This is a genomic window from Prosthecobacter sp., assembly GCF_049294395.1.
Taxonomy (GTDB): domain Bacteria; phylum Verrucomicrobiota; class Verrucomicrobiia; order Verrucomicrobiales; family Verrucomicrobiaceae; genus Prosthecobacter.
Genome location: NZ_JBAQCR010000305.1, coordinates 1 through 24,701, shown reverse-complemented (window position 1 = coordinate 24,701; position 24,701 = coordinate 1). Strand labels below are relative to the sequence as shown.

The following is a 24,701-nucleotide window of genomic DNA, read 5'->3' as shown; positions in this document are numbered from 1 at the left end:
GTTAATTTGAAAGAAAAAAAAGGGCATAACATCAGCCTTTGACGCCGAGAATGATCTTGGCCCCGGACTCGAATTCATCCAGGCGACCGAGGTCATTCCACATGCGGGCGTGCAGCAGCAGCCCCTCGCTGTAGGCAAACACGATCCGTGCCAAAGCCATCGCATCATGCGTGACAATGCTGCCCTGCGCCTGCGCATCGCGGATGGCGCTCTCGTAGTAGCGGATGAACTGGCTCAGGATTTCCTGCAGTTTGTCACGCAACTTCTCGTCCACGGTGCTGACCTCCGCCCCCAAGGAATGGATGGGGCAGCCCAGCACGCGGCCATGCTTTTCAAACAACTCCTCCTGCTCCTGGCGGAAATTGCGGAAGCAGTGCATGATGCGCTCCACCGGGGGCACCACGGGGGAAAAGATCTGGTCCAGCTCCTTGCGGTGCTCGGTCCAGCCGTGGTCGATCGCGGCCAGGGCCAGCTCGGTTTTGGACTCAAAGAAGTGGTAAAAGCTGCCCTTCTTCACCCCAGCCCTCTCGCAAATGTGATCGACCGAGGTGCTGCCATAGCTGCCTGCCCAGATCAGTTCGATCATCGCTTCAATCAGGCGGTCTTTGGCAGTGGAGGTGCGTCCCATGGCAGTTTTGGTAAGGTCGCCGAGGTTTAAAACAGACTAGACGGTCAGTCAACAATTTTTCCACCTCCCTGATTGCCGCCTGCTCCTTCACCTTCCATAGTGTGCCATTCCTTCACTCATGAACGACCAAGCCACAGTTCTGATCGTCGATGACGAAAAGCACACCCGCGATGGCCTGCGCCTCTCGCTGGAGGATGACTTCGACTGCTACGTGGCCTCAAACGCCGCCGAGGCGATGGAATACCTCCGCAATGACCACATCGACGTCATGCTCACCGACCTCCGCCTCGGCGAGGACGACGGCATGAAGCTGCTGGATGCCGCCCTGGCCCTGCCCAAGCCGCCCGTCTGCATCATGATGACCGCCTACGGCAGCGTGGACACCGCCGTAGAGGCCATGCGCCGGGGTGCCTACCATTTCGTCACCAAGCCGCTGAACCTTGATGAGGTGGAGATCCTCATCAAGCGCGCCCTCCGCAGCCGCTCGCTGGAGCATGAAAACGTCGCGCTGAAACAGCAGGTGGAGCGCAAATTCTCCATCGAAGGCATCCTCGGCCAGGCAGAGGTGATGAAACCCATCATCGACACCATCCAGCAGGTGGCCCCTTCCCGCGCCACCGTGTTGATCGAAGGCGAAAGCGGCACCGGCAAGGAACTCGTCGCCCGTGCCATTCACAATCTCAGCGGCCGGCCCAAGGCGAACATCGTCTCCGTGCACTGCGCCGCGCTCTCCCCGCAGATCCTCGAAAGCGAACTCTTCGGCCACGAGAAGGGCGCCTTCACCGGCGCCCAGGAACGCCGCATCGGCCGCTTTGAGCAGGCCAATGGCGGCACGCTCTTCCTGGATGAAATCGGTGAGATCGACGCCAGCACCCAGGTGAAGCTCCTGCGCGCCCTCGGTGAGCAGACCATCGAGCGCGTCGGCAGCAGCAAACCCATCTCCATCGACGTCCGTGTCATTGCCGCCACGAACCGCGACCTCGCCAAGATGGTGGAGGAAGGCAAATTCCGTGAGGATCTCTACTGGCGCCTGCGCGTGGTCACCATCCAGCTCCCCCCGCTGCGCGCCCGCAAGAGCGACATCTCCGTGCTGGCGGACCACTTCCTCAAGGAACTCGCCAAGGCCAATGGCAAGACCTACAAGCCTCTCGGCGAAGACGCCCTGCCGGCGATGATGAATTACGACTGGCCCGGCAACATCCGCGAGCTGCGCGCCGCCATCGAGCACGGCGTGGTCATGAGCAACAGCAACCGTGTCATGCTCAAGCACCTGCCCTCCTACCTGCTCAATCCGCACGGTCTGGGCATCGGCTTGCGCGCCCCTTCATTGATCGCCGCCAAAGACGCCGCCACCGCACCCGCAGGCGCCAGCACTGATCCCGCCATCAAGCCGAAGAGCGATCTCGACATCACCGAGGCCGAGCACCACCTCATCCTCACCGCCCTGCAGCGCAGCGGCAACAACCGCACCGTGGCCGCCGAGATGCTCGGCATGAGCCGCCGCACGCTTCAGCGCAAGCTCAAGGACCTCAACATGGTCCGCACGCACCGCCGCCGTGTCACCACGCCGGCTCAAACATCCGACTCGTAAACTGTCGGATCATGGAGGCCGGCGAGCACAAAGGCCTCAATGCGCTCCACACACGTGCCGCACTTTCCGCAATGCAAATCGCCGCCCTTGTAGCAGGACCACGTCTTGCCGTAGTCCACACCCAGAGTTTCACCGAGCTTGGCAATGCCCGCTTTGTCGCGATGAATAAAGGGGCGCAGCAGTTCGATCCGCGCATAGGTTCCCTCACGCATCGCCGTGGCCATGCCCTGCATGAAGTCCTCGCGGCAATCAGGATAGATCATGTGATCCCCCGCATGCGCGGCAATAACGAGCGCCTCGGCACCGCAGCTTTCCGCCAGCCCGCAGGCGATGGAAAGCATGATGCCATTGCGAAAGGGCACCACGGTCTTCTTCATGTTCTCGTCCGCATAGTGCCCCTCGGGGATCGATCCGCCAGACTTCAGCAAGTCGGACGCAAAGTGCTGGTTCATGAACCCGAGGTCGATGATGTCGTGCTTTACACCCATCTGGGCACAGTGCCACGCAGCCAGCGGTATCTCGCGGTGGTTGTGCTTGGCACCGTAGTCAAAACTCACCGCTCCCATGACCTCATTCTCATGACGCGCCCAGTAGAGGGCCGTCACCGAATCCATCCCACCAGAGAGCAGCACGACCGTTTTCATTCGGGCAGCCTCAGGGTTTCTTCCAGATCCGGATAGCGCGCCTCGCAGGTGAGCTGGATGCCACCCCGCGCGCCAAACTTGCCACGCACCACCACCTGCTTCGGAGCACAGGCTTTCACGATGTCGTCCAGCACGCGGTTCACGATCGCCTCATTGAAGGACGCATGATTGCGGTAGGAGGCCAGATAGAATTTCAGCGACTTCGTCTCCACACAGGTCGCATCCGGGATGTACAAAATCTCCAGATGCGCCGAGTCCGGCTGCCCGGTCACGGGACAAATCGAGCTGAATTCCGGCGCGCTAAGGTGAATGCGGTAGTTCCGTCCCGGCGTGCGATTGGGAAACGTTTCCAGCACAGCCACATCCGGCGAAGCGGGGAGGCGGTTTTCAGAACGTCCGAGCAATGTGAGGTCTTTTTCCTGACTCATGTCCCCGCAGAATGCGGGAGAGCGCGGAGAATGCAATCGCGATGAACATCGGATCAAGATTGGGCGATAGTTTTCCAAATGTGGTAGCGTTTCTAAATTCAGAATGCTCAAAGAAGCCGCCATCCCACTCACTGACGACACGCTCGCCCCCGGCACGGAGCGCACGCTTGCCATCCTCGAACTCCTCGGCCGCCACCGCGCCGGACTCAGCCTTACTGAGATAGCCCGCGAGCTTGATCTGCCGGTCAACTCTGTCTTCCGCATCACCGGCACGCTGCACAGCCGCGGCTACTTGCAGCGCCGTGAGGACGACAAACGCTTCGTCCTCACCAACAAACTCTTCGACCTCTCCCGCCCCGTAGTGCGCGAGAAGAGCCTCGTCGTCTGCGCCTTGGAATCCCTCAAATGGCTGCGCGATGAAACCGGCGAAACCACTCAGATTCTCGCCAGCGTGAACCACAAGATGACCGTGCTGGAGCAGTGCATCTCCTCCCAGCCGATCAAGGTCAGCAGCACCGTCGGCCTGCAGGTGCCCATGTACTCCTGCGCACCCGGCAAGGCGGTGCTTGCACACCTCCCGCCAGCGGAGCTGGAGAAATTCTTCGCCGCCGTGCAGCTCAAACAGTACACGCCCACCACGCTCGCCACCCCTGAGTCGCTCGAAACCGACCTCGCCAAAACACGCAAGCGAGGTTTTGCCACCGACATCGCCGAGGGGCTCGAAGGCATCCATTGTGTCGCCGCAGCCATCCTCGACGAGTACCATTACCCCGTCGCCGCCATCACCGTCATGTCCCCGTCCTTCCGCCTGAAACGCGACCAGTTCGACAAGGCCGGCAAGCTCTGCCTCGAAGCCGCAGCCACCATCACCCGGAGGCTCCTGGCATGAACAAGTCTCTCCTCATCTCCGCCGCTGTGCTTCTTTGCGGCAGACTCTTCGCAGCGCCCACGCCTGCACAGATCGAGTTCTTCGAATCGAAGATCCGCCCCATCCTCGCGCAGGAGTGCTATGAGTGCCACAGCACCGGCACCAAGAAAAAAGGAGGCCTCGTGCTCGACTCCCGCCCAGGCTGGCAGGCCGGTGGTGAATCGGGCGATGTCATCAAGCCCGGCGATCCCGACGGCTCTCTGCTGGTGCAAACCATCAAGCACCAGCACGAAGACATCAAGATGCCCAAAGCAGGAGCGAAGCTCGATGACAAAGTCATCGCCGACTTCGAACAATGGATTCGCGAGGGCGCAGCCGATCCACGCGACACACCACCTTCCAAGGCAGAAATCGCCAAAGAGACCGACTGGAAGAGCATCATCGAACGCCGCAAGCAGTGGTGGGCCTTTGTCCCCGTCTCCAAGCAGCCTGCGAACAAAACCATCGATGACTACATCGACGCCGAACTCACCAAGCAAGGCATTCCCGCCGCGCCTCCCGCCGATGAGCAGACACTGCGCCGCCGCATGAGTTACGTCCTCACCGGTCTTCCACCTGCGGGAAACCAGAGCATCGACGACCTGCTTGCGTCCCCGCACTTCGGTGAGCAATGGGCCCGCCACTTCATGGACTGGGTACGCTACGCTGAAAGCTACGGCTCCGAAGGTGACCCCGCCATCCCCTACGCATACCAGTACCGCGACTATCTCATCCGCGCCTTCAACGACGACGTTTCCTATCCACAACTCCTCAAGGAAGCCATCGCTGGAGATCTCCTGGCCAAGCCACGAATCAAGAACGGCATCAACGAAAGCGCCATCGGCATCGCGCAGCTCCGCATGGTGCTGCACGGCTTCTCACCCGTCGATTCGCTCGATGAAATGGTGACCTTCACGGACAATCAAATCGACACCGTCACCAAGGCATTCCAGTCCCTCACCGTGAGCTGCGCCCGCTGTCACAATCACAAGTTCGACGCCATCTCCCAGGCCGATTTCTATTCCCTCTACGGCATCTTCACCAGCACCCACCCCGCCGTCATCGACGTCAATGCACCCGGCACCGGCAAAGCGGAGCATGAAGAACTCGCCAAGCTCAAGCAGCAGATCAAAGATGCGGTGGCCGCGCACTGGCTGAAGGTGGCGCCGAAGACTGTGTCCTACGACACCTCCGACTCCGCGCATCCCGGCCTCGACAAATACCAGTGGTTCACCAACGGCGTCAGCCTCACCAAGGCGGGCGAGTTCTCCGTCGCGCTTGAAGGCACGGGCATTGTCTCACAAATCTATCCCTCCGGTTATTTCAGCAACCTGCTCACCACCAAGGAACGCGCCGTCGTGTTTTCCAACCGCTTCAAATGCGAAGGCGGCACGCTGTGGTTCCGCGTCGCTGGCAATGGCGGCGTGAAGGCCAAATACGTCGTGGAAAACTACCCGCGCACCGGCACGATTCACAAAGCGGTGATCCTGAGCGAGCCCCGCGACGAGAAGCTCGGCTGGCGTTCTCTCGATCTCGAATTCTGGAAAGGCGACGAGATCTTCATCCAGCTCATCACCTCCGCCGACATGCCGGCTGAATACAACAAGGACGCACGTTCTTGGTTTGGCCTCACCGATGTCGTCATCACCCAGGACAAAAATCCTCCCACAGCCGAAGTGCGCACGCAGCTCTCCGCTGGTGAAGTCATTCAGGCATGGCAGAAGGGCACCCTGAGCAACAGTCAGGCCGAGGCGCTCAACCGCCTCGTTCAAGCCGGCCTGCTGCCAAACCAGCTGAAGGACATTCCGGAAGCAGCCAAGCTGGTGACACGCTATCGCGAAGTCGAAGCCAAGCTGCCCATGCCCACCCGCGTGCCCGGCGTCATCGAGGCCGATGCCAAAGACGCACCGCTGTTTGTCCGTGGCGATCATAAACAACCCTCTGAAATTATTCCTCGCCGCTTCCTCGATGCCCTCGACCCCACGCCCTTCAACACGAAAGGCAGCGGCCGATTGCAGCTCGCTGAGCACATGGCGGACATGAAGAACAATCCGCTCACCGCGCGCGTGATCGTCAACCGCCTCTGGCATCACGTCTTTGGTCGCGGCATCGTCGCCAGCGTCGATAACTTCGGCAAGCTCGGCGACCTGCCCACGCATCCCGAATTGCTCGACTTCCTCGCACAGCGTTTCATCGACAGCGGCGGCTCCATCAAAGCCATGCTGAAACTCATCGTGAGCTCCAAGGCCTTCCAGCGCAGCGCGCAGGCTTCCGACATCGCCATGCAGAAGGATCCTGAAAACAAACTGCTGAGCCACTGGAGCATCCACCGCCTCGAAGCCGAGGCCATTCGCGACTCCATCCTCACTCTGACCGGCAAGCTCGAACCCGAACTCTACGGCGAATCAACCGCCAACAACACGCCGCGCCGCAGCATCTACGTCAAAGTCATCCGCAACTCCCTCGATCCCTTCCTCACCACTTTCGACTCGCCCGTGCCCTTCAGCACCCGTGGCAAGCGCGACACCACCAACGTCCCCGCGCAGTCACTCACGCTGCTCAATGACAACAACGTCATCCGTTGGTCCCGTGAATGGGCGCTGCGCTCCAGCAAGGTCGATGCCGAACAGCGCGTGAAACAAATGTTCCAGGAAGCCTTCGCCCGTGATGCCACGGCGGATGAAGTGAAGCAAAGCCTCGCCTACCTCACGTCCTTGCAGCAGGAAAACAACGCACGCTCCCAGGAGCTTGCCTTTCAGGAGCAGGAGCTCGCCGCCTTGAACCGGCAGATCACGGCCATCCTTGATCCCGCACGCATCAAGCTGCAAGCCGAGCGCAAACTCCCCGCCGCCCCACTCAACACACCCGAGCCTCTCGCCGAGTGGACCTTTGACAAGGATGCCAAGGACACCAAGGGCCGCATGAATCTCGAACTCGTCGGCAATGCCCGCATCGAAAAAGGCGCGCTGGTTCTTGATGGGAAATCGATGGCCAAATCTGGCTCGCTGCCAAAGCCCCTCACCACCAAAACCCTCGAAGCCTGGGTCATGCTCGACAATCTCGCCCAGCGCGGCGGCGGTGTCGTCACCGTGCAGCACAAAGACGGCGGACAGTTTGACTCCATCGTCTTCGCCGAAAAGACCCCACAGCACTGGGTGGCTGGCAGCAATTTCTTTGACCGCAGCGAACTCTTTGAAGGCACGGCCGAAACCGAAGCCACCAGCCGCCCTGTGCATGTCGCTGTTGTTTATCAGCCCGATGGCACGATCTCAGGCTACCGCGATGGCAAACCCTACGGCCGCACCTACCGCAAAGCCCCCGCAGCGGTCTTTGAAGCCGAAGCCTCCCAAGTCCTCCTCGGCTGCCGCCACGGCGCCCCTGCTGGCAACAAAGGCCTGACCGGCCGCATCTTCCGCGCCCGACTTTATGATCGCGCCCTGACTCCCGAAGAAATCGCCCAGACCGCCCGCATCGAATCCAGCAACATCACCGAAGCCGACATCATCGCCACCCTCACCGCCGAGCAACGCGTTCAACTCTCCAAGCTCAACACCAAGCGCACGCAGCAGTCCACCCAGCTCGAATCCCTCCGCGCTACGGCCAGCGACGATCCCGAGCTCCAAGCCTGGACCAGCCTCGCGCAGTCACTCATCAATCTGAAGGAGTTCATTTACCTCCAGTAACACATGGGCTTTCTCACGGACCTTCTTTCGCGAACGCTGTTTCGCTCAACCTTCAGGGATATTGATCGCCTGATGGAAGACGCTCGTGCTGGAAAGCCGATTCCGAAGACCACACCCAACCCAAAATCTGGCGTACTAAGCATCGAAGACTCGACGCTCATCTATGCCTCACCAGACTACGGCAACTGGCAGATTCCAATTAGCGAAATTGTGGCTTTTGGTGAATACACCACTGACAATGGACCCTGGATTGATGACTGGTTCATGGTGTTCGTGACCAGAGATTTTAATTGGGTGGAAGCATCCAACTACTGTGCCGGGTGCAACAAAGTGCGTGATTACCTAGCCAAATACTGGGGAGTAGAGTCCTTGTACGGTGATTTGACATTCAGCACTGATTTCGGCAGCCGAGCCATCTGGCCTTCGGAGATCGCTGGCCAACCGCTATTTGACTTCGTCGAACGACCTCAATCCACTTTGGATAAAGTGACATCTTTCGGGATGGGCTTGATAGACAAAGACATCACTTCCGAAGTCCGCCTGCGCCTTCAACCAACCGATACAAAATGAACTCCCCCCTTTCCCGCCGCCAGCTCCTCTCCCGCGCCTCCACCGGCTTCGGCATGGCTGCTCTTGCAGGTCTCATGCAGGAGCAGGCGATCGCAGACATGCCGCTTGTACATCGCGCGAAGAAGTTCGCACCAAAGGCACGCAGCGTGATCTTTCTCTACATGAGCGGCGGCGTGTCGCATGTCGATTCCTTCGATCACAAGCCGATGCTGACAAAGTTCGCCGGCCAGCCAATGCCTGGCGCAGTGAAGAAGACGCAGTTCAACAACAATGGCACCGTGCAGCCTTCGCACTGGGAGTTCAAACGTCGTGGGCAGTCGGGCCTGGAAGTGAGCGATCTCTTCCCGCAGGTCGGCAGCGTGGCGGATGATCTCTGCATGATCCGCAGCATGACGGCGAAGTTCAGCGAGCATGCGCAGGGGAACTTCTTCATGCACACCGGCTTTCCCTTCCTCGGATTCCCCAGCGCGGGTGCATGGACGAGCTACGGCCTCGGCACCGAGTCCCGCGATCTTCCCGGCTACATCGTGCTGCAAAGCGGCGGTGCCTCCACTCCGCATGGTGGCGTGGGCTTGTTCAGCAACGGCTTCCTGCCTGCGCAGCATCAGGCCAGCATTGTGAAGGCGGATGAAGCCGAAGCCGTCGTCAACATCCGCCCGCGCCAGTCGCAGGACATGCAGCGCAAGCAGCTCGATTTCATCGGCGCGATGGACCGCCGCTTCGTCAGCACCACGCAGCACGACATGCACGTGGAGGCCGCCATCTCCAACTACGAGATGGCCTGGCGCATGCAGTCTGCTGTGCCCGATCTCTGCGACATCAGCGGCGAAACCGAGGCAACGAAAAAACTCTATGGCCTCGATGACCCCGAACCCAAAAAAGCTGCCTACGCGCGCCAGTGCCTGCTCGCGCGCCGTCTCGTCGAACGCGGCGTACGCTTCATCGAGCTCAGCACCCTCGCTTACAACGTCGGTGGCGGCAACGGCGCCAATCCCTGGGATCACCACAGCGCCATCGTTGAAGGCCATGGCAAGATGGCGAATCAGATCGACCAGCCCATCGCTGCACTCATCAAAGACCTCCGCTCACGCGGCCTGCTGGACAGCACCCTCGTCGTCTGGGGTGGTGAATTTGGCCGCACGCCGTTTGCGCAAGGTTCCAATGGCCGCGACCACAACCCCTACGGCTTCACCGTCTGGATGGCCGGCGGCGGTGTCAAAGGAGGTCATGTGTGCGGTGCCACCGATGACTTCGGCTACAACGCCGTCGAAAACATCACCAGCGTCTATGACTTGTGGGCCACCGTGCTGCACCTCATGGGCATCGATCACGAGCAGCTCACCTACCGCTTCAGCGGCCGCGACCTGCGCCTCACCGATGTGCACGGGAATGTCCTGCGCAATGTGATCGCGTAAGCGGTAGGAGGTAGGGCGGGGCTGTCCTCAGCCCGCCGCGTGAGTCCACGCAACCTTGAGAGCCTTGAAACGAATACGAAGCCCAGGAGCTTGCGAATGACGGCGCTTGGAGGACCAAGCGCCCTACCTTTCAAGCCTACACCTCCAGCTTCCACGGCCCGCGATACTCACGGCCAAGAAGTTTGCTCGCATCGGCATCGCCGATGATCTCTTCCTTCACGGGATCCCATTTGATGGAGCGGTTGGTGAGGAAGGAAATGAGTGCAAGGTGGCCGGGGCTGGCGCTGCGATGCGCGGTTTCCACCGGGGTCACGGTGGGCTGACGGCTCTTCACGCAGTCGAGGAAATTGCGATGATGACCCTTGGTTTCGTAGAGGCGTGTCTTGATGATGTCGTCACCCAGCTTCGGCGCTTTGGCGACTTCGATGATCTCACTCTTGGGGTCCTTCTCATCCTTCCGCTTTTTAACGAGCTGTTTGAGCGCCGGGTTTGAGCAGTCATACGCACCGCCGCGATTCACATAGACCCAGCCGTCAGCGCCGATCCACTTGGTGCCCATCTTGATGTCGTCGTGTCCGCCTGCAATGGTCATGGTGATGTCGCCAGCATACTTGGCCTCGGCGCGGTACTTGGTGGCGGTGTTCCAGATGTCGGTGCGTGGCGGCATGTCCACCTGGATGGGGCTCACTTCATTTGGACCGCTGCTGTCCATGTTCATGCCCCAGTGGGCGATGTCGCAATGGTGCCCAATCCAGTCGAGCAGCTGGCCGCCGCCGATGTTGTAATCCCAGCGCCAGTTTTTGTGAATGCGGCACTCGATGTAGTCCTGCATTGTCGCAGGGCCGATCCACATCTCGTAATCGAGTTCGGCAGGAGGAGGCGTGACGCTGCGCTTGTCCTTGGTGCCGGCAAAGTCGTTGTGCCCGCTTGGAAGGCCCACATGCACTTCCTTCAGCTTTCCAATCAGGCCGTTGCGCACGATCTCAGCACCGATGCGGAAATTGTCCTCACTGCGCTGCCAGGAACCCGTCTGCCAGATGCGGCCGTGCTTCTGCACCGCCTTCACGATGGCCTGCTGCTCGGCGATGGTGCGCGCCAGCGGCTTCTCACCATAGATGTCCTTGCCGTTCTTTGCGGCTTCAATGGCGGTGAGCGCATGCCAGTTGTCAGGCAGTGCCAGCATCACGGTGTCGATGTCCTTGCGGGCCATCACCTCGCGGTAGTCGTGGTAGGGCTTGCAGTCCTGGTTCTTGTAAGCGCCGTTGATGGTGTCCAGCGCCTTCTGCAGATTGCGTTTGTCGATGTCGCACGCGGCCACGATCTGGCAGTCCTGCTCCTGCAGAAATTTGGCGGTGTTGCCCGGCCCCATCATGCCCCAGCCGAAGACAGCCATGGTGATCTTGCTGGAAGGCGCGTTCTGTCCAATGACACTGGCCGGAATGATGGTGGGAAAGCCGATGGCGGCGGCAGACTTCGTGAGGAACTGGCGGCGGGAGGAAACAGGAATGCGTTTCATGGGAGTGGTTTGGCTGACTGCGGAGATTTAATCGAGTCTCCGACAGCAAGTCCAGCCGCAAATGCGGAGTCGGCGCGACACAGCTTTGGTACGACAGATTGGCTTCGCCTGTCTCGCCAAGCCTCGGCTCTCTTGTCTGTCGGTCAGCGCACCCTCTAACCCCCTGATGCGCACCTGAGTTCAAAGCGTCCGAGGAATGCGTCAGCCTGCTGGAAAGGCATGACAGATGGCTTGCACACTATGTTTCCTAGCGGGAGCGCTGATCGACAGACAAGAGTGTTGTCGAACTTTAGCAACTCGTCGGCGCCCGCTGCGCCAGCTTCACCGTGTGCGGAATGGCTCCAATCACAAAGCTGAGGCAATCCACAGCTCCCTGCGGTTTTCCTGGCAGGGCGATGACAAGACTGCGGTCCACCACAGCCGCGAGGCTGCGGGAAAGAATGGCGTTCGGGGTCAGTTCCAGCGATTTCATGCGCATCAGCTCCCCAAAGCCGGGGATCTCCACACGCATGATGCCACGAATGGCCTCGGGGGTGACATCACGTTCGGCGATGCCCGTTCCACCTGTGGTAAGGACGAGAGCGCAGCCCTGCGCTGAAAAGGAACGAATCGCCTCCTGAATGCGAAGAAGGTCATCTGGGACGATGGCCTCAGCAGCGACCCCCCAGCCGTAACCTTCCGCCGCCTGCCTCAGGGCCGGACCGCCAAGATCCTCATAGACACCCTGACTGGCACGGTCAGAGACAGTGATGATACCGACCTGCATACGATGCGTACTGCCAGTGGAATGTGGTAAAGAACCCGGGCCTTAGGCGCTCATTACTGAGCCTGAGGCTTGGTGCCGACCTGTGCTTTGTCCTCGGTTTTGGCCGCTGTGGTGGGCTTGTGGTCAAGCTCAAGGAGGTCACGCAGAATGTGGATGGTTTCCAGTTTCACAGGCTCGACACCGTAGGGGAACTTGGCTTCGTCATTGCCGCTGTCGTCATCCTTGGAGGCTGTGCGCATGCCGGAGTTCATTTCCTTGCTGAAGGCAGACTCGGGCACCAGGTCAGGCTTGTCCACGTTGTCCAGCGTGAGGTGATAAGTCTTGAAGCCGTTGTCTTTGATTCGCTCAGCCACTTCCTTGGTGCGCTTGGCACGGTCTTCGGTCTGCTTGTCACGACGTGCTTCGGTGTCGAGACGCTCCTTCTCACGCTCCTGCAGATTCAAAGAGACCGTGTTGTGGTCGATTTTATCCTTCAGACGCGTGGACTCTTCGACCACGTTTTGGAACTCAGGACTGGCTACGACACGGCTCTTAACACGTGCGTTGATCTCTTCGATCGGGAACGGATCCTTGCGGAAGAGGGGGTACTTGCGCGGCGGGATGGTGTCGTAGGGCAGCGGGTTTTCAGCGGAGGATTCGCCGATGTCCAGCACGTCGCGGATCGAAGGCAGAGGAATGTCGGACTCAACACCTTTGAGCTGGGTGGAACCACCGGCGATGCGGTAGAACTTCTGGATCGTCACCTTGAGGTCGCCAGCACCTTTTTTGTCGCTGAAGAAAGGCATGTAACGCTCGACCGGGAGGATGGTCTGCACGGTGCCCTTGCCGAAGGAGGACTTGTCGCCCACGATGAGCGCACGACGGTAGTCCTGCAAAGCAGCCGCCAAAATCTCAGACGCAGAGGCGCTGGCCTTGTTGATGAGGACGATCATCGGGCCGTCATACACAGGCTTTTCATTTTCGCAGTCACGCCAGGTGATGCTGCCGCGCCAGTCCTTGGCCTGCACCACAGGGCCGGCAGGAATGAAGAGACCGGTGAGCTTGATGGCTTCGTCCAGGGAACCACCGCCGTTGTCGCGCAGATCCAGCACAAGGCCGTCGATCTTTTCCTTCATCAGACGACGCAGCAGGCGCTCCACGTCCACGCTGGTGCTGACCGTGTTGTTTTCCATGTCCGCATAGAAATTGGAGAGGTTGATCCAGCCGACTTTGAGAGTCTTGCCAAGATCCGGAGGGGTAACGAGGAGTTCGGCATTGGCGAGCTTCTCTTTGAGCGGCACTTCATCACGCACGATGGCGATGATGCGGTTGCCGGAGGGATCGTCAGCGGGGACGATCTTGATACGGACGGTGGTGTTCTTCTCACCGCGGATCATGTCCACGATCTTCTGCAGTTTGAGATACTTCACATCGACGAATTCGTCATCACCTTGGGCGACGGCGATGATGCGGTCGTTCAGCTTGAGCTGGCCCTGCTTGTCCGCAGGACCACCGACGACAATGCCCTGAATTTCAGCGCCGTCATCCTTCTGGCCGAGCAGCGCGCCGATGCCGACGAGCTTGTGCTGCATGTGGATCTTGAAGTTGTCGCTCTCATCCGTGCTCATGTACTCGGTGTGCGGGTCATAGGCGGTGGCCAGGCTGGAGAGGAAGAAGTTCACCACGTCCTTGGTGTCGTTCTCGTCGATGCTCTCAAGCAGACGGGTGTAATCCTTGAGCACGCGCTCCTTTGGAGTCAGATCCTTGTCGTCCTTTTCCTTCTTGGCGGCAATTTTGGGAGCATCAGCCGCAGGCTTCTCAGGAGGGGTCACTTTGCCAGCTTCAGGTGCAGCTTCGGTCTTGGCCTCAGTGGTAGCGGCTTTCTTGGCGGCAGCTTTTTCAGCCTTTTTCTTTTCATCACGCTCACGCGTTTCATCGGCGATGCGCTCGGCCAGCAGATTGTCCTCGATGATGTCGAGCCACAGCTTGTCCTGGGCGGCCTTGTCCTTCGGCCATGGCGCCTTGTCGCGCTTGATCTCAATGGTCCGCTTCGAGTCAAAGGTGAACTTGTTGCTCTCCAGCGCCGTCTTGAGGAAGTCCACGCGCTCCTTCACCCGCTCCTTGTAAACGTCGTAGATCTCGATGGCAGGGCTGATGTTGCGCATCAGCACATGGTCATCCAGCGTGGTCTCATACTTGTCCTTGAAGCCCGCGACATCCTGCTCGGTGAAGAAGATGTGCTTGAAGTCGAGCATGTTCAGGTAGTTGTGAAGCATCTCGCCGGACACCTTGTCGTCGAAGTCCTGCTTCGAGTAGTGGTGGTTTTGCAGCATGTAGGCCACATGCATGGCCACCTGGCCAAAATTGGTCTCCGCTTGCGCCGAGGGAATAAGGAGCGCGAGGGCGGTAGCCGCAGCTGCGACGGGGGTGAGTAAAAAGCGAGTCATGGTGGGGGTCGTCCAGATCTATAACGAACCTCGCGGTGCGTTTTGCGTTCAGATTTTGCCTTTTCTGGGTTGAAATGTCCACCTCTTTCCCGTCTTTCGCCATCTCCATGTCTGAAATCACCACCTACACCGGCGGCATCGCCGCCACGAACGGCCATCTGCTCACCCTGCCCGGCGGCACCATTCTTGTGGATGCACCGGATGGAATAGGCACATGGCTTAAGCAGCAAAAAGTGAAGGTGGATGTCCTCTTCCTCACGCATCAGCACTTCGATCACGTGCTGGATGCCGCCGCTGTGAAGGCGGAGCACGGCTGCAAGGTGTACTCCTTTGCCCCTTATTCGCGCGAACTGACGCTGGAGATTCTCTACGGCGCCGTGACGGGCAGTCCCTTCTCAGTCCCCCCATTTGCGGTGGATGAGGTCCTCGAAGGACAAAGCCAGATCGAAGTCCTCGGCGAGACGTGGAATCTCTACCACGTGCCCGGTCATTCTCCGGACAGCCTCTGCTTTCACCTCCCATCTCAAAATCTGCTCTTCGGCGGCGATGTGCTCTTCCTGGACAGCGTCGGGCGTACCGATTTCCCCAATGGTTCCGGATCGCTGCTGCTCAGCGGGATCATTAAGAAGCTCTTCGTCCTGCCGGATGCCACCCGCGTCTACCCCGGCCATGGCGATGACACCACCATCGGCCGTGAGAAGCGCGAAAACCCCTACCTCACCTGATGCCACAATCATTCCATGACCTGACCTTTGACCAGCTCCGCGAGGTGATCGTGGCCGCAGGTCTGCGTCCGGCACATGCAGGCACGCTTTGGAACACCCTCCACTTCAAGGCGATGGCGGATCCCCTCTCCCGTGAGGATCTCCTGCCTCCCCTGCGCAAGTGGCTCACGCAGGTGCTCGGCGACGGCTCGTGGACGCTCGACGTGCCCCCCGCCTCATTGGACACCCCGAGCAGCGATGGCTTGACGCACAAATTCCTCCTTCGCATGGCCGATGCGCAGGAGATCGAGACCGTCATCATGGGCTACCCCGGCCGCCACACCGCCTGCGTCAGCACCCAGGCAGGCTGTGCCATGGGCTGCGTCTTCTGCGCCACCGGCCAGATGGGTTTCGTGCGCCATCTGCGCCCCGGCGAAATCGTGGCCCAGGTGCTGCATGCGCAGCGCGCCGTGCGCGCCAAAGGCGAGAAGAAAGGCCTGCGCAATCTCGTCTTCATGGGCATGGGCGAGCCCCTGCACAACTACGATGCCGTGATGACCGCCCTCGACATCATTTGCGACACCCGGGGCTTGAACATCGGCCCCAGCAAGATCAGCGTTTCTACCGTGGGCGTGGTGCCCGGCATCCTGCGCATGGCGGCGGAAAACCGGCCCTACAATCTCGCCGTCAGCCTGCACGCCGCCACCGAGGAGGAGCGCGCCAAGCTGATCCCCGCCAACCAGCGCTGGCCCCTGGCTGATCTCATCGCCGCCTGCCGCAGCTACAATGCGCAAACCGGCCGCCGCATCTTCTTCGCCTGGACCTTGATCAAAGGTGTCAACGACACGCCCGAGCACGCACGCCGCATCGCCGAACTGCTCCACGGCCTGGATGCCCACATCAATCTCATCCCGCTGAATCACACAGACGGCTACGCCGGCAACGAAAGCAGCGACAGCTCAGCCGACACCTTCCACCGCATCCTTCAAGACGCCGGATTCCCCTGCACCATCCGCCAGCGTCGCGGCATCGATGTGGCCGCAGGCTGCGGCCAGCTCAAGGCGGCGAAGAATCGGCGTAAGGCGGCAGTTTAAGAATGCGGTGCGCTTAACGCGCGACAGCGTTTTGGAGTGCTCCAGTCCTCTGGAGCTTTTCGCGGGCCAATGGACGTTCAAAAGCGCCGGAGGGCCGGCGCACTCCAAAACGCTGTCGCGTAGTTTGCACTCAAGAACCTCATAGGCACTCCATGAACTTCCCGTGAACCCCACGTGAATTCATCTCCATAAATCGCGCGCCACTTGCCGTGATTGCGGAATGAAGCGTATCGTTGCGCCAGCCATGTCCAACCGCGTCTTTCTGCTGAACCTCCTCGCCTGCCTGTGGTGCTGCATCCTGCTGAACCTGCGCATGCACCTCGCTGGACATAGCTACTACGCCTTCATGCTGTGGAATCTCTTCCTGGCAGCCATTCCGCTTGGCCTCAGCCTTGGCCTGCGCCAGATCAATCGCCTCGTGCTGGCAGTGCCACTGCTCGCGGTCTGGCTGCTCTTCTTCCCAAATGCACCCTACGTCCTCACCGACCTGATGCATCTCAATGAGCATAACGCTCACGTCCCCAAGTGGCTCGATCTCCTCATGCTGCTGTCTTTTGCCCTCGTTGCGCTCTGGTTCGGATTTCAGTCCCTGCACATGGTCCAGCACTGGTTTGTGCGGAGGTTTTCCCATGCCACCGCCTGGTGCGTCAGCATCGGCTCGCTCGCCCTGAGCGGCTTCGGCATCTACCTCGGCCGCTTTGACCGCTGGAACAGCTGGGACCTCCTACACCGGCCCGTCTCCCTGCTCAGCCGCATCGCCGCCTACATTCTCCACCCCATGGACCACACCCGCACCTGGGGCTTCACTCTCGGCTTCGGCACCATGCTCATCCTCTCTTACCTCTTCTGGTTTTCCTCAGTGCCAACCGCTCCGGACAGTCGTAAGCTCGACTAGCCGTGTCCCACTACGATCCCAGCCGCGACCACCTGCTTCTCTTTGATGGCATCTGCCATCTCTGCGATGCCAGCGTCCAGTTCATCTTGAAGCGCGATCCTCAGGGCAAAATCAAGTTTGCCCCTATCCAAAGCCCCCTGGGCAGCCAGCTCTACGCGCAGCACGGCCTCGATCCCGCTGCGCCCAACGCCATGCTTTTCATCACACCGCGCGGCGCATTCAAAGCCAGCGACGCCGCCCTCGAAATCGCCCGCACTCTCGGCGGCCAGTGGAAACTCGCGCTCCTTTTCAAAATCCTGCCACGTGCTCTCCGCGATGCCTCCTACTACTTCATCGCCCGCAACCGCTACCGCTGGTTCGGCAAAGATGACTCCTGCATGATGCCCACGCCGGAGCTGAAGGCGCGCATGCTGGAGTAGTACGACAGGCACTCCTGCCTGTCGATCAGCGCTCTCGCAATCCCCCAGGCCTGCACCCAATCGAAATCTATCGACGAAAGCGTTAGCCTGCTGGAGCGACACGGCAGGACAACTTGCAACCGATGAATTTCAACAAAGCGCCGGGCATCGACAGACAAGAGTGTCTGTCGTACTTACTCCTCGCACACCCCAAACCCTCCGTGCTAGGTTCCCCCATGCCGCAAGCATCCCCTACCCCGATCACCACCCGCGAACGTCTAGGCTTTGTACGAGTCGCCGCCGTGTCCCCGGAACTGGTGCTGGGAGATGTGGCGAAGAACGTCGCGATCATCGCCCGTGAAGCACGCACGCTGGCGCAGCGCGGCTGCCGTCTCGCCGTCTTTCCTGAACTGAGCCTCACCGGCTACTCCTGCGCGGATCTGTTTCACACCACCGCCCTGCTGGATGCGAGCGTGAAGGGTCTCGCCGAACTGGTTCACGCCACACTGGATCTGCCCTGCGTATTGGTCGTGGGCCTGCCTCTCCGCGTGCAGGACCGCCTCTACAACATGGCCGCAGTGCTGGCCAAAGGCAGACTCCTCGGACTGGTCCCCAAGACCTTCCTGCCCAATTCGTCCGAGTTTTACGAACGCCGCTGGTTCTCACCTGCGTACACGCTGAACGTTTCCACGCTGCGCTTGAATGACGAGGAAGTGGCCATCGGCACGAAACTGGTGTTTGAGGTGCTGGATGTTCCGGGCTTCGTCCTCGGCATCGAAATCTGCGAGGACTTGTGGACGGTGAGCCCACCCTCGGGCCCTCTGGCGCTCGCAGGTGCCACGCTGCTGGCCAATCCATCCGCCAGCACCGAAGTTCTCGGCAAGGCCCCCTACCGCCGCCACCTCGTGGCGCAGCAGGCGGCACGCTGCCTGGCGGCGTATGTCTACGCCGGAGCAGGCGCGGGTGAATCGACCACAGATGTGGTTTATTCGGGTCACGGCATCGTGGCTGAAAACGGTGTCCTCCTCGGTGAAACCGAACGCTTCTCCTTTGAAACACGCGCCATTGTCACCGATGTCGATCTGCAGCATCTGGCGCACGACCGGTTAAAGAGTTCCGCCTTCCGCGATGAAGCCGGCAGCATCAGCTTCCGCCGCGTGACCTTCAGTCTCGGCGCAGCCCTCGGTGGCGATGACCGACTTCTCCGCCCCGTCTCGGCACATCCCTTCGTGCCTTCGGCCAAAGTGGATCGTGCCGCAGTGTGCGAGGAAATTTTTGCTATTCAGGCTACGGGACTCGCCCGCCGGTTGAAACAAGCGCGCGCCAAAACAGCGGTGCTCGGACTCTCCGGCGGCCTCGATTCCACCCTCGCGCTGCTGGTCATGCTGGAAGCCTTGAAACGCGCGGGCATGCCAACGACAGCCGCACTGACCGTCACGATGCCCGGCTTTGGCACCACCACACGAACGAAGGGCAATGCCGAGCAACTGGCCGAGGCGCTGAACATCGAACTGCGCACCATTTCCATCAACGACGCCGTGCATCAGCACTTCGCCGACATCGGTCATTCGGCCACCCAGCACGACGCGACTTACGAAAACTCGCAGGCACGCGAGCGCACTCAAATTCTCATGGACCTCGCCAACAAGACCGGCGGCATCGTCGTCGGCACGGGCGATCTCTCTGAAGCCGCGCTGGGCTGGTGCACCTTCAATGGCGACCACATGTCCATGTATCACGTGAACTCCGGCGTGCCAAAGACCCTGGTACGCTACCTCATCGAGTGGTGCGCCGCCGGCCCATTTGCCGAGAAAGCAGGAGCCATTCTACTGGACGTCGCCGACACACCGATCTCCCCAGAACTCCTGCCGCTCGCCGCAGATGAATCGTTGCAGCAGAAGACCGAGGACACCGTCGGCCCCTACGAGTTGCACGACTTCTTCCTGTTTCACTTCGTGCGGCATGGCAGCAATGCGGAAAAAATCCGCTGGCTGGCAGCCCAGGCCTTTGCGGGCAAATACGATGACGAAACCATCGCCAAATGGCTCGCGGTTTTCTTCAAACGTTTCGCCCAAAACCAGTTCAAGCGCTCCAGCGTTCCGGACGGCCCCAAGGTCGGCTCCGTGGCCCTCTCTCCGCGCGGCGACTGGCGCATGCCGAGCGATTACGCCGGTGATTTAAACTCCTGATTGATCCCATGCTTCGCTACCTCGCCCTCAGTCTGCTTCTCACCCTCTGCGCCTGCACGCGCAGCAACAAGCTCATCATCGGCACGGACGCCACCTACCCGCCGTTTGAGTTCGTCGATGCCGCCGGCCAGATCAGTGGCGTGGACATCGAGGTGGGGCGCGAGATCGGCAAGGCTTTGGGCAAAGAGGTGGAGTTTCGCAACATCAACTTCGACGGCCTCATCACCGCGCTGCGCACCGGCTCCGTCGACCTCGTGCTTTCGTCCATGACCGCCACGCCGGAGCGACGCCAGTCCATTGATTTCTCCGAGCCGTATGTGAAGACGGGCCTAGCCATTCTGGTCGCCAAAGGTTCCAAGGTGCAAAGCGCCGCCGATCTGAAAACTCCGGGCCGCAAGATCGTCGTCCGCCTCGGCACCACCGGTGAAACCTGGGCGCGGGAAAATCTCAAGGACGCCAAAATCATCGCCCTGGATGCGGATGTGTCCTGCGTGATGGAGGTGGTGAACGCGAGCGTCGACGCTTGGATCTACGATCAGCTCTCCATCATGAACCACCACGCCAAGCACCCTGAAACCACGCGAGCATTGCTCTCTCCGCTGCGCGAGGAAGTCTGGGCTGTGGGCCTGAAGAAGGGCAATGAGGAACTGAAGACCAAGGTCAACGAAGTCCTCGCCCGCATGCGCAGCGACGGCAGCTTCACCCAACTGGCCGAGCGCTTCATGGCCAAAGAAAAAGCCATGATGAACGCGCAGGGCCTGCCGTTTGTGTTTGAGCTGAAGTAAAAACTACTTCGCCAGCTCAAAGCCCTCCGGCTTCAGTCCCTTCTGAAAACCTCCGAAACCATACATCGTGGGCTGGTAATCACCGACGATGCTCACATCGGCCTTCTCCGGCACTTCCTGTCCAAGACCCCAGAAGACGCCGTTCACGACGAGGCGGCGCAGGCCTTCGTTGGTGAGGTCAGTGGCGGCGCCCATGGTGGTGGCGAGGATTTTGTTTTCGGTGCCGGCGTCGTTCTTCACCACGCGCAGCCAGGCCACGGGCATCATGGGGGTGTTTACGTCCTGCTCCACCTTGGCGGCAGTGGCTTTCTTGTAGCTCGCCGGTGGCGTGTCGGCAGTCATGCCTTGGAGGATCTGACCACGGGCCAGAATGACGGCATCGGCTGGCGGAGCGGCTTCATAGACGTCGGTGTTGCCGAAAAGATCGCTCACCCCGCGCAGCACGGGGTGGTTCGCGTTCGCGGCTTCGATGATGCCCTTGGTGGCTTCAAACTTGTGCTTGCCCCAGTGGCTCACCCAGGTCTCGCCGAGGAATTTCTTGCCCCATCCTCCCGTGGCATTGTTCCAGTTCCACACGGCAAAAGGGCTGTCCTTCGCGTAGCCGCTGAAGGCATGGGTGCTGGTGCGCAGGGCGATGATCGGCACGCCACGGTTCACGGCGGCCTCAAACTTCTTGCTGGTGGCCTCATCCCAGTGGCGGAAGCGCAGCAGCATCACGATGGCATCGGCGGAATCCAGCGCCTCAGGATGGCTCAGGCTGGCACCGTTGGTGGGGACGATCGTGCCGTCCTCGCCAAGGCTGAAGAGCACCGTGCATTTGAAGCCGTGGCGCTGGCTGAGAATCTTGCCGAGCATGGGCATGGACTCCTCACTGCGGTACTCCTCATCTCCGGAAAGGAGCACGATGTGCTTTCCTTTCGCCGCACCGGCGGGTTCATAGACGACGTGATCGGCGGCCATCAGGCCGGAAGCGGCAAGCAAAGAGAGGAGAAACTGTTTCATGAGAGTTGGTTGGAACTGACGGAGGATGAGACATACGCCAAATAACGCCAGCCATTTCCAATGACCTGCGCCAGACGTAGAATGACGCGACTCTCACTCCCATGATCCCCAAATTCCCTCTTTTTCTCACCCTGCTGTTTGGCGGATTGCTGGCCTGGCTCTGGGCCACGGATCACGTCTTTCGCTCGGGCGGCCTCATGATTCTCATCCCGCTGTGGCTGATCCTCTTCGGTCTCTGGTGGGCGCTGCACCTGCGCAGGGTGCGGCTGAAGCGGCTGGGCGTGTTCATCCTGGGAGTCCTTGCCGTCATGGCGGCGTTTAAGTATCTGATCCGCTACGATGGCTCTGCCGACGGCTCCGCCTTTCCAAGCCTGGCCTGGCGCTGGCAGAAGGCGGAGGTGCTGCCGGAACTCCACAGCGGTGCAGACGCCGCAGCGGTTCCCTCAGCCACACCCGCAGGAGTGGCGGACATGCCGCGCTTCCTCGGGACCAAAGGCGATGGCGTGCTTCCGGAACCAGACTGGCAGACCGACTGGAAAGCGCACCCGCCGCGCGAAGTCTGGCGCATCAAGGTGGGAGACGGCTGGGCGGGCTTTTCTGTGGCAGGCGGACGCGCACTGACGCAGGAGCAGCGGGGGGAAGAAGAATACGTGACCTGCTATGACCTCGCCACCGGCAAGCTGCTGTGGGCGCATGCCGACAAGACACGCTTTGATGAGCCGATGGGCGGCATCGGCCCGCGCTCCACCCCCACCGTGGATGCGGCACAAAATTTGGTCTTCACCATGGGCTCCAAGGGCTTGCTCAACTGCCTGGACCTCACCACTGGAAAACTCCGCTGGAGCAAAGACGTCCTCAAGGACGGTGGCACCACCAAAAACCCGGAGTGGGGCAAGAGTGCCGCGCCCTTGATCGTCGGAGACACCATCGTCTGCAGCGGCGGCGACAACGGTGCCACGCTCATCGCTTACAAAAGCAAGGACGGACAATTGGCATGGAAGGCCGGAGATGACGGCGGCAGCTACAGCTCTCCGGTGCTGATGACGCTGGCCGGACGAGAGCAGATCGCCAGCGTGAACAGCAACTCCGTGACCGGGCATGATCCCGCCAGCGGCACCGTGCTGTGGAAGTTTGACTGGCCGGGCTTTTTCCCCAAAGTCTGCCAGCCTGTGCAGGTGACGCCGGAGCGCATCCTGGTCACCACCAGCTACGGCTTGAAAAGCAACCTGCTGGAGATCAAGCCTGCGGCCGATGGCAAGATGACTGTGTCATCCATCTGGGCCGCCAGCGCACCGCGCACGAAGTTCAGCAGCGCCAGTGTGTTCGGCACGCATGCCTATGCGCTGGATGAAGGCACCTTCTGCTGCGTGGATCTGGCCACGGGTGAGCGCGGCTGGCGCGAGGGGCGCTACGGCTTCGGCCAGCAGATTCGCCTGGGTGAGAGCCTCATTCTCGTGCAGGCGGAGAAGGGCTTCGTTGCCCTGGTCAAAGCCAACCCTGCCAAGCTGGAGGAGGTCTCACGTCTGGAAGCCCTGAACGCCAAGACCTGGAACCCACCGACCCTGGCAGGCCGCTGGTTGCTGCTGCGCAATGACCGTGAAGCAGTGTGCTTTGAGCTGCCTGCGAAGTAAGGCCGGAACTGGATTGCATTTCCCAAAACGAATTTCCAAAAGGCAGCGCATGGCGACGCTCGACGGCGCTTGGCGGACCAAGCGCCCCACTTCGCCTCCCATATGGACTGCGGTCGCGAAGTGAGGCACGAACGCAGCTACCGCTTTCGACGGGCAGACCGGCACACGCTATACCACTGCTTATCCAAAGGCGGGAGCCGGTGAACTTCCGCCAACTGATCAGCGCACGCGCGCCACGAGACGTTCGAAAGCGGCAGCTTCACCCTTTCAGGGTTGCGCAGCCGCAGTCCAAAAGCGCTGCGCACCTCCGCGCCACCAGCAACACATCAAAAACACCAGCAACACATCAAAAACACCACCCAGCTCTCACCACACGCGGTGGAAGAAACGGCTCACCATGCCGCGCGCCGCATCCGGCTTGACGTAGCGAGTGCCTTCACCCGAAGCGATGGCCGGCACCTGCATGGGGCCCTTTTGCGTGATGACCTTCATGGATTTGATCTCGATTCGGGCCACCGGGCAGTCGTTGGCATCCACCGGCATGAGGGAGATGCGCTTGAGGGTCTCCAAGCCGGACACCACCTGGCCAAAGACGGTGTATTTGCCTTCCAGCACGCCGTAATTGCCCAGGGTTACGTAGAACTGCGAGCCATTCGAACGGCGCTCAGGATTGACCTTGTCAGAGCGGCGGGCCATCGCCACGGCTCCGATACGGTGCGGCCGTTTGATCTCGGCGGGAATCGTTTTTTCCTCGCCTCCCGTACCCCACTTGGCACGTGAGGACTCATCTGAAGTCAGCGGATCACCGGTCTGCACCAGAAAGCCTTCGATGGCACGGTGGAAGGCCAGGCCGTTGTAGACGCCACTGTCACAGTGGTCGATGAAATTGTTCACCGTCTGCGGCGCGTCGTTCGGAAACAGCTCGATCATGACCGTTTCACGTGTGCCGCCGAAAGACACTTCCATGACGGCAATCTTGCGCACCGAATCTTTGGCCCACAGCGCAGGGTCTTCCAGCCGCTGGGCGGGAAGACGCGTCGGGGTGGAGGTTGCGTAGGGGGTGTATTGAGTGACGTCCGTTTTGCCAGGGGTGGCGGTGGCTCCGCCGCCAGACTTGTCCACAGACTTGAAGAGCGCCTTCTGGGCTTCCTCGGCCAGCTTGTCGATTTCCTCGGTGGAGGGAGTCTTGGCAGGGGCCGGCACCACCGGGACCGTACTGGACCGGAGGGAGTCGGGGGCCTTGATCTGCTGGGCAGTCAATGCGGCGTGGCATCCAAAGGCCAGGAGGAAGGTCAGAAGCGGGGTCTTCACGTGTCGTGCGGTTTTAAAACAGGAAAAAGCAATTGCCATGCCGCGACTAGCGAAGAGTGGAGGGAACCGCAGGGCTGGCAGGTGCGGCGCGGCTTGGCGCAGGCGCGGGGGCCAGTGC

General features: G+C 60.6%; 20 protein-coding genes. 12 read left to right on the top strand and 8 right to left on the bottom strand.

Going from position 1 to position 24,701, the window contains the following annotated elements; all coding sequences use genetic code 11:
• Positions 1-31: 31 nt before the first annotated feature.
• A complete protein-coding gene (locus tag WAW39_RS20225) occupies positions 32-628 on the bottom strand; it encodes a TetR/AcrR family transcriptional regulator (protein WP_422320973.1) in 597 nt (198 codons plus the stop codon).
• Between the two features lie 118 nt (positions 629-746).
• On the opposite strand from WAW39_RS20225, the gene WAW39_RS20220 reads away from it, so the two are divergent.
• Positions 747-2,219 carry a sigma-54-dependent transcriptional regulator gene (locus tag WAW39_RS20220; protein ID WP_422320972.1) on the top strand — a complete coding sequence of 491 codons (1,473 nt, stop codon included), beginning with the start codon at positions 747-749 and terminating at the stop codon, positions 2,217-2,219.
• Here WAW39_RS20220 and queC read toward each other — a convergent pair.
• A complete protein-coding gene (gene queC, locus WAW39_RS20215) occupies positions 2,201-2,863 on the bottom strand; it encodes a 7-cyano-7-deazaguanine synthase QueC (RefSeq protein ID WP_422320971.1) in 663 nt (220 codons plus the stop codon). The genes WAW39_RS20220 and queC overlap by 19 nt on opposite strands.
• A complete protein-coding gene (gene queF, locus WAW39_RS20210) occupies positions 2,860-3,291 on the bottom strand; it encodes a preQ(1) synthase (protein ID WP_395733107.1) in 432 nt (143 codons plus the stop codon). The genes queC and queF overlap by 4 nt, the downstream gene beginning before the upstream one ends.
• 103 nt (positions 3,292-3,394) lie before the next feature.
• Between queF and WAW39_RS20205 the strand changes: the two genes are divergently transcribed.
• Genes WAW39_RS20205 through WAW39_RS20190 form a run of 4 tightly spaced genes read left to right on the top strand, consistent with a single transcriptional unit; the run spans position 3,395 to position 9,866 of the window.
• Positions 3,395-4,180, top strand: coding sequence for an IclR family transcriptional regulator (locus WAW39_RS20205; RefSeq protein WP_422320970.1), 786 nt, complete (start codon positions 3,395-3,397; stop codon positions 4,178-4,180).
• A complete protein-coding gene (locus tag WAW39_RS20200) occupies positions 4,177-7,881 on the top strand; it encodes a DUF1553 domain-containing protein (protein ID WP_422320969.1) in 3,705 nt (1,234 codons plus the stop codon). The genes WAW39_RS20205 and WAW39_RS20200 overlap by 4 nt, the downstream gene beginning before the upstream one ends.
• Before the next feature lie 3 nt (positions 7,882-7,884).
• Positions 7,885-8,451, top strand: coding sequence for a hypothetical protein (locus WAW39_RS20195; protein ID WP_422320968.1), 567 nt, complete (start codon positions 7,885-7,887; stop codon positions 8,449-8,451).
• A complete protein-coding gene (locus WAW39_RS20190; RefSeq protein WP_422320967.1) occupies positions 8,448-9,866 on the top strand; it encodes a DUF1501 domain-containing protein in 1,419 nt (472 codons plus the stop codon). The genes WAW39_RS20195 and WAW39_RS20190 overlap by 4 nt, the downstream gene beginning before the upstream one ends.
• A 136-nt stretch (positions 9,867-10,002) precedes the next feature.
• Here the strand turns inward: WAW39_RS20190 and WAW39_RS20185 are convergent, their stop codons facing one another.
• From WAW39_RS20185 to WAW39_RS20175, 3 genes are all read right to left on the bottom strand, one after another.
• On the bottom strand, positions 10,003-11,382 hold the full coding sequence (locus WAW39_RS20185; protein ID WP_422320966.1) for a Gfo/Idh/MocA family protein: 1,380 nt from the start codon (positions 11,380-11,382) through the stop codon (positions 10,003-10,005).
• 289 nt (positions 11,383-11,671) lie between these two features.
• Positions 11,672-12,148 carry a MogA/MoaB family molybdenum cofactor biosynthesis protein gene (locus WAW39_RS20180; RefSeq protein ID WP_422320965.1) on the bottom strand — a complete coding sequence of 159 codons (477 nt, stop codon included), beginning with the start codon at positions 12,146-12,148 and terminating at the stop codon, positions 11,672-11,674.
• A 53-nt stretch (positions 12,149-12,201) separates the two neighbouring features.
• On the bottom strand, positions 12,202-14,574 hold the full coding sequence (locus WAW39_RS20175) for a carboxy terminal-processing peptidase (RefSeq protein ID WP_422320964.1): 2,373 nt from the start codon (positions 14,572-14,574) through the stop codon (positions 12,202-12,204).
• A gap of 107 nt (positions 14,575-14,681) precedes the next feature.
• Between WAW39_RS20175 and WAW39_RS20170 the strand changes: the two genes are divergently transcribed.
• The 6 genes from WAW39_RS20170 to WAW39_RS20145 all read left to right on the top strand — a co-directional run bounded on the left by WAW39_RS20170 (position 14,682) and on the right by WAW39_RS20145 (position 20,639).
• Positions 14,682-15,299 carry an MBL fold metallo-hydrolase gene (locus tag WAW39_RS20170; RefSeq protein ID WP_422320963.1) on the top strand — a complete coding sequence of 206 codons (618 nt, stop codon included), beginning with the start codon at positions 14,682-14,684 and terminating at the stop codon, positions 15,297-15,299.
• Positions 15,299-16,372, top strand: a complete 1,074-nt coding sequence (gene rlmN / locus WAW39_RS20165) for a 23S rRNA (adenine(2503)-C(2))-methyltransferase RlmN (protein WP_422320962.1) — start codon at positions 15,299-15,301, stop codon at positions 16,370-16,372. Before WAW39_RS20170 ends, rlmN begins: the two co-directional genes overlap by 1 nt.
• A 244-nt stretch (positions 16,373-16,616) precedes the next feature.
• Positions 16,617-17,267 (top strand): DUF1361 domain-containing protein, encoded by a 651-nt coding sequence (locus WAW39_RS20160; RefSeq protein ID WP_422320961.1) that lies wholly within the window; start codon positions 16,617-16,619, stop codon positions 17,265-17,267.
• Between the two features lie 2 nt (positions 17,268-17,269).
• Entirely contained in the window at positions 17,270-17,686 is a 417-nt protein-coding gene (locus WAW39_RS20155; RefSeq protein ID WP_422320960.1) for a thiol-disulfide oxidoreductase DCC family protein, read from the top strand.
• Between the two features lie 215 nt (positions 17,687-17,901).
• Entirely contained in the window at positions 17,902-19,854 is a 1,953-nt protein-coding gene (locus WAW39_RS20150) for an NAD(+) synthase (RefSeq protein ID WP_422320959.1), read from the top strand.
• 8 nt (positions 19,855-19,862) lie between these two features.
• Positions 19,863-20,639, top strand: a complete 777-nt coding sequence (locus WAW39_RS20145) for a transporter substrate-binding domain-containing protein (protein WP_422320958.1) — start codon at positions 19,863-19,865, stop codon at positions 20,637-20,639.
• Positions 20,640-20,642: 3 nt separating this feature from the next.
• Here WAW39_RS20145 and WAW39_RS20140 read toward each other — a convergent pair whose 3' ends face one another.
• Entirely contained in the window at positions 20,643-21,641 is a 999-nt protein-coding gene (locus WAW39_RS20140) for a ThuA domain-containing protein (protein ID WP_422320957.1), read from the bottom strand.
• Positions 21,642-21,742: 101 nt separating this feature from the next.
• Here WAW39_RS20140 and WAW39_RS20135 point away from each other — a divergent pair, with 101 nt between their 5' ends.
• The gene (locus WAW39_RS20135; RefSeq protein ID WP_422320956.1) at positions 21,743-23,272 is read left to right on the top strand and encodes a PQQ-binding-like beta-propeller repeat protein; all 1,530 of its coding nucleotides are present in this window, start codon (positions 21,743-21,745) and stop codon (positions 23,270-23,272) included.
• A gap of 366 nt (positions 23,273-23,638) precedes the next feature.
• Here the strand turns inward: WAW39_RS20135 and WAW39_RS20130 are convergent, their stop codons facing one another.
• On the bottom strand, positions 23,639-24,583 hold the full coding sequence (locus tag WAW39_RS20130; protein ID WP_422320955.1) for a peptidylprolyl isomerase: 945 nt from the start codon (positions 24,581-24,583) through the stop codon (positions 23,639-23,641).
• Positions 24,584-24,701 lie beyond the last annotated feature (118 nt).

Excerpts from the sequence above, each read along its gene's own strand:
- WAW39_RS20200 (WP_422320969.1), top strand. The coding sequence starts at position 4,177 with ATGAACAAGTCTCTCCTCATCTCCGCCGCTGTGCTTCTTTGCGGCAGA.
- WAW39_RS20150 (WP_422320959.1), top strand. The coding sequence starts at position 17,902 with ATGCCGCAAGCATCCCCTACCCCGATCACCACCCGCGAACGTCTAGGC.
- WAW39_RS20220 (WP_422320972.1), top strand. The coding sequence starts at position 747 with ATGAACGACCAAGCCACAGTTCTGATCGTCGATGACGAAAAGCACACC.
- WAW39_RS20175 (WP_422320964.1), bottom strand. The coding sequence starts at position 14,574 with ATGACTCGCTTTTTACTCACCCCCGTCGCAGCTGCGGCTACCGCCCTC.
- rlmN (WP_422320962.1), top strand. The coding sequence starts at position 15,299 with ATGCCACAATCATTCCATGACCTGACCTTTGACCAGCTCCGCGAGGTG.
- WAW39_RS20145 (WP_422320958.1), top strand. The coding sequence starts at position 19,863 with ATGCTTCGCTACCTCGCCCTCAGTCTGCTTCTCACCCTCTGCGCCTGC.
- WAW39_RS20160 (WP_422320961.1), top strand. The coding sequence starts at position 16,617 with ATGTCCAACCGCGTCTTTCTGCTGAACCTCCTCGCCTGCCTGTGGTGC.
- WAW39_RS20205 (WP_422320970.1), top strand. The coding sequence starts at position 3,395 with ATGCTCAAAGAAGCCGCCATCCCACTCACTGACGACACGCTCGCCCCC.
- WAW39_RS20140 (WP_422320957.1), bottom strand. The coding sequence starts at position 21,641 with ATGAAACAGTTTCTCCTCTCTTTGCTTGCCGCTTCCGGCCTGATGGCC.
- WAW39_RS20170 (WP_422320963.1), top strand. The coding sequence starts at position 14,682 with ATGTCTGAAATCACCACCTACACCGGCGGCATCGCCGCCACGAACGGC.
- WAW39_RS20195 (WP_422320968.1), top strand. The coding sequence starts at position 7,885 with ATGGGCTTTCTCACGGACCTTCTTTCGCGAACGCTGTTTCGCTCAACC.
- WAW39_RS20225 (WP_422320973.1), bottom strand. The coding sequence starts at position 628 with ATGGGACGCACCTCCACTGCCAAAGACCGCCTGATTGAAGCGATGATC.
- queF (WP_395733107.1), bottom strand. The coding sequence starts at position 3,291 with ATGAGTCAGGAAAAAGACCTCACATTGCTCGGACGTTCTGAAAACCGC.
- WAW39_RS20135 (WP_422320956.1), top strand. The coding sequence starts at position 21,743 with ATGATCCCCAAATTCCCTCTTTTTCTCACCCTGCTGTTTGGCGGATTG.
- queC (WP_422320971.1), bottom strand. The coding sequence starts at position 2,863 with ATGAAAACGGTCGTGCTGCTCTCTGGTGGGATGGATTCGGTGACGGCC.
- WAW39_RS20185 (WP_422320966.1), bottom strand. The coding sequence starts at position 11,382 with ATGAAACGCATTCCTGTTTCCTCCCGCCGCCAGTTCCTCACGAAGTCT.
- WAW39_RS20190 (WP_422320967.1), top strand. The coding sequence starts at position 8,448 with ATGAACTCCCCCCTTTCCCGCCGCCAGCTCCTCTCCCGCGCCTCCACC.
- WAW39_RS20180 (WP_422320965.1), bottom strand. The coding sequence starts at position 12,148 with ATGCAGGTCGGTATCATCACTGTCTCTGACCGTGCCAGTCAGGGTGTC.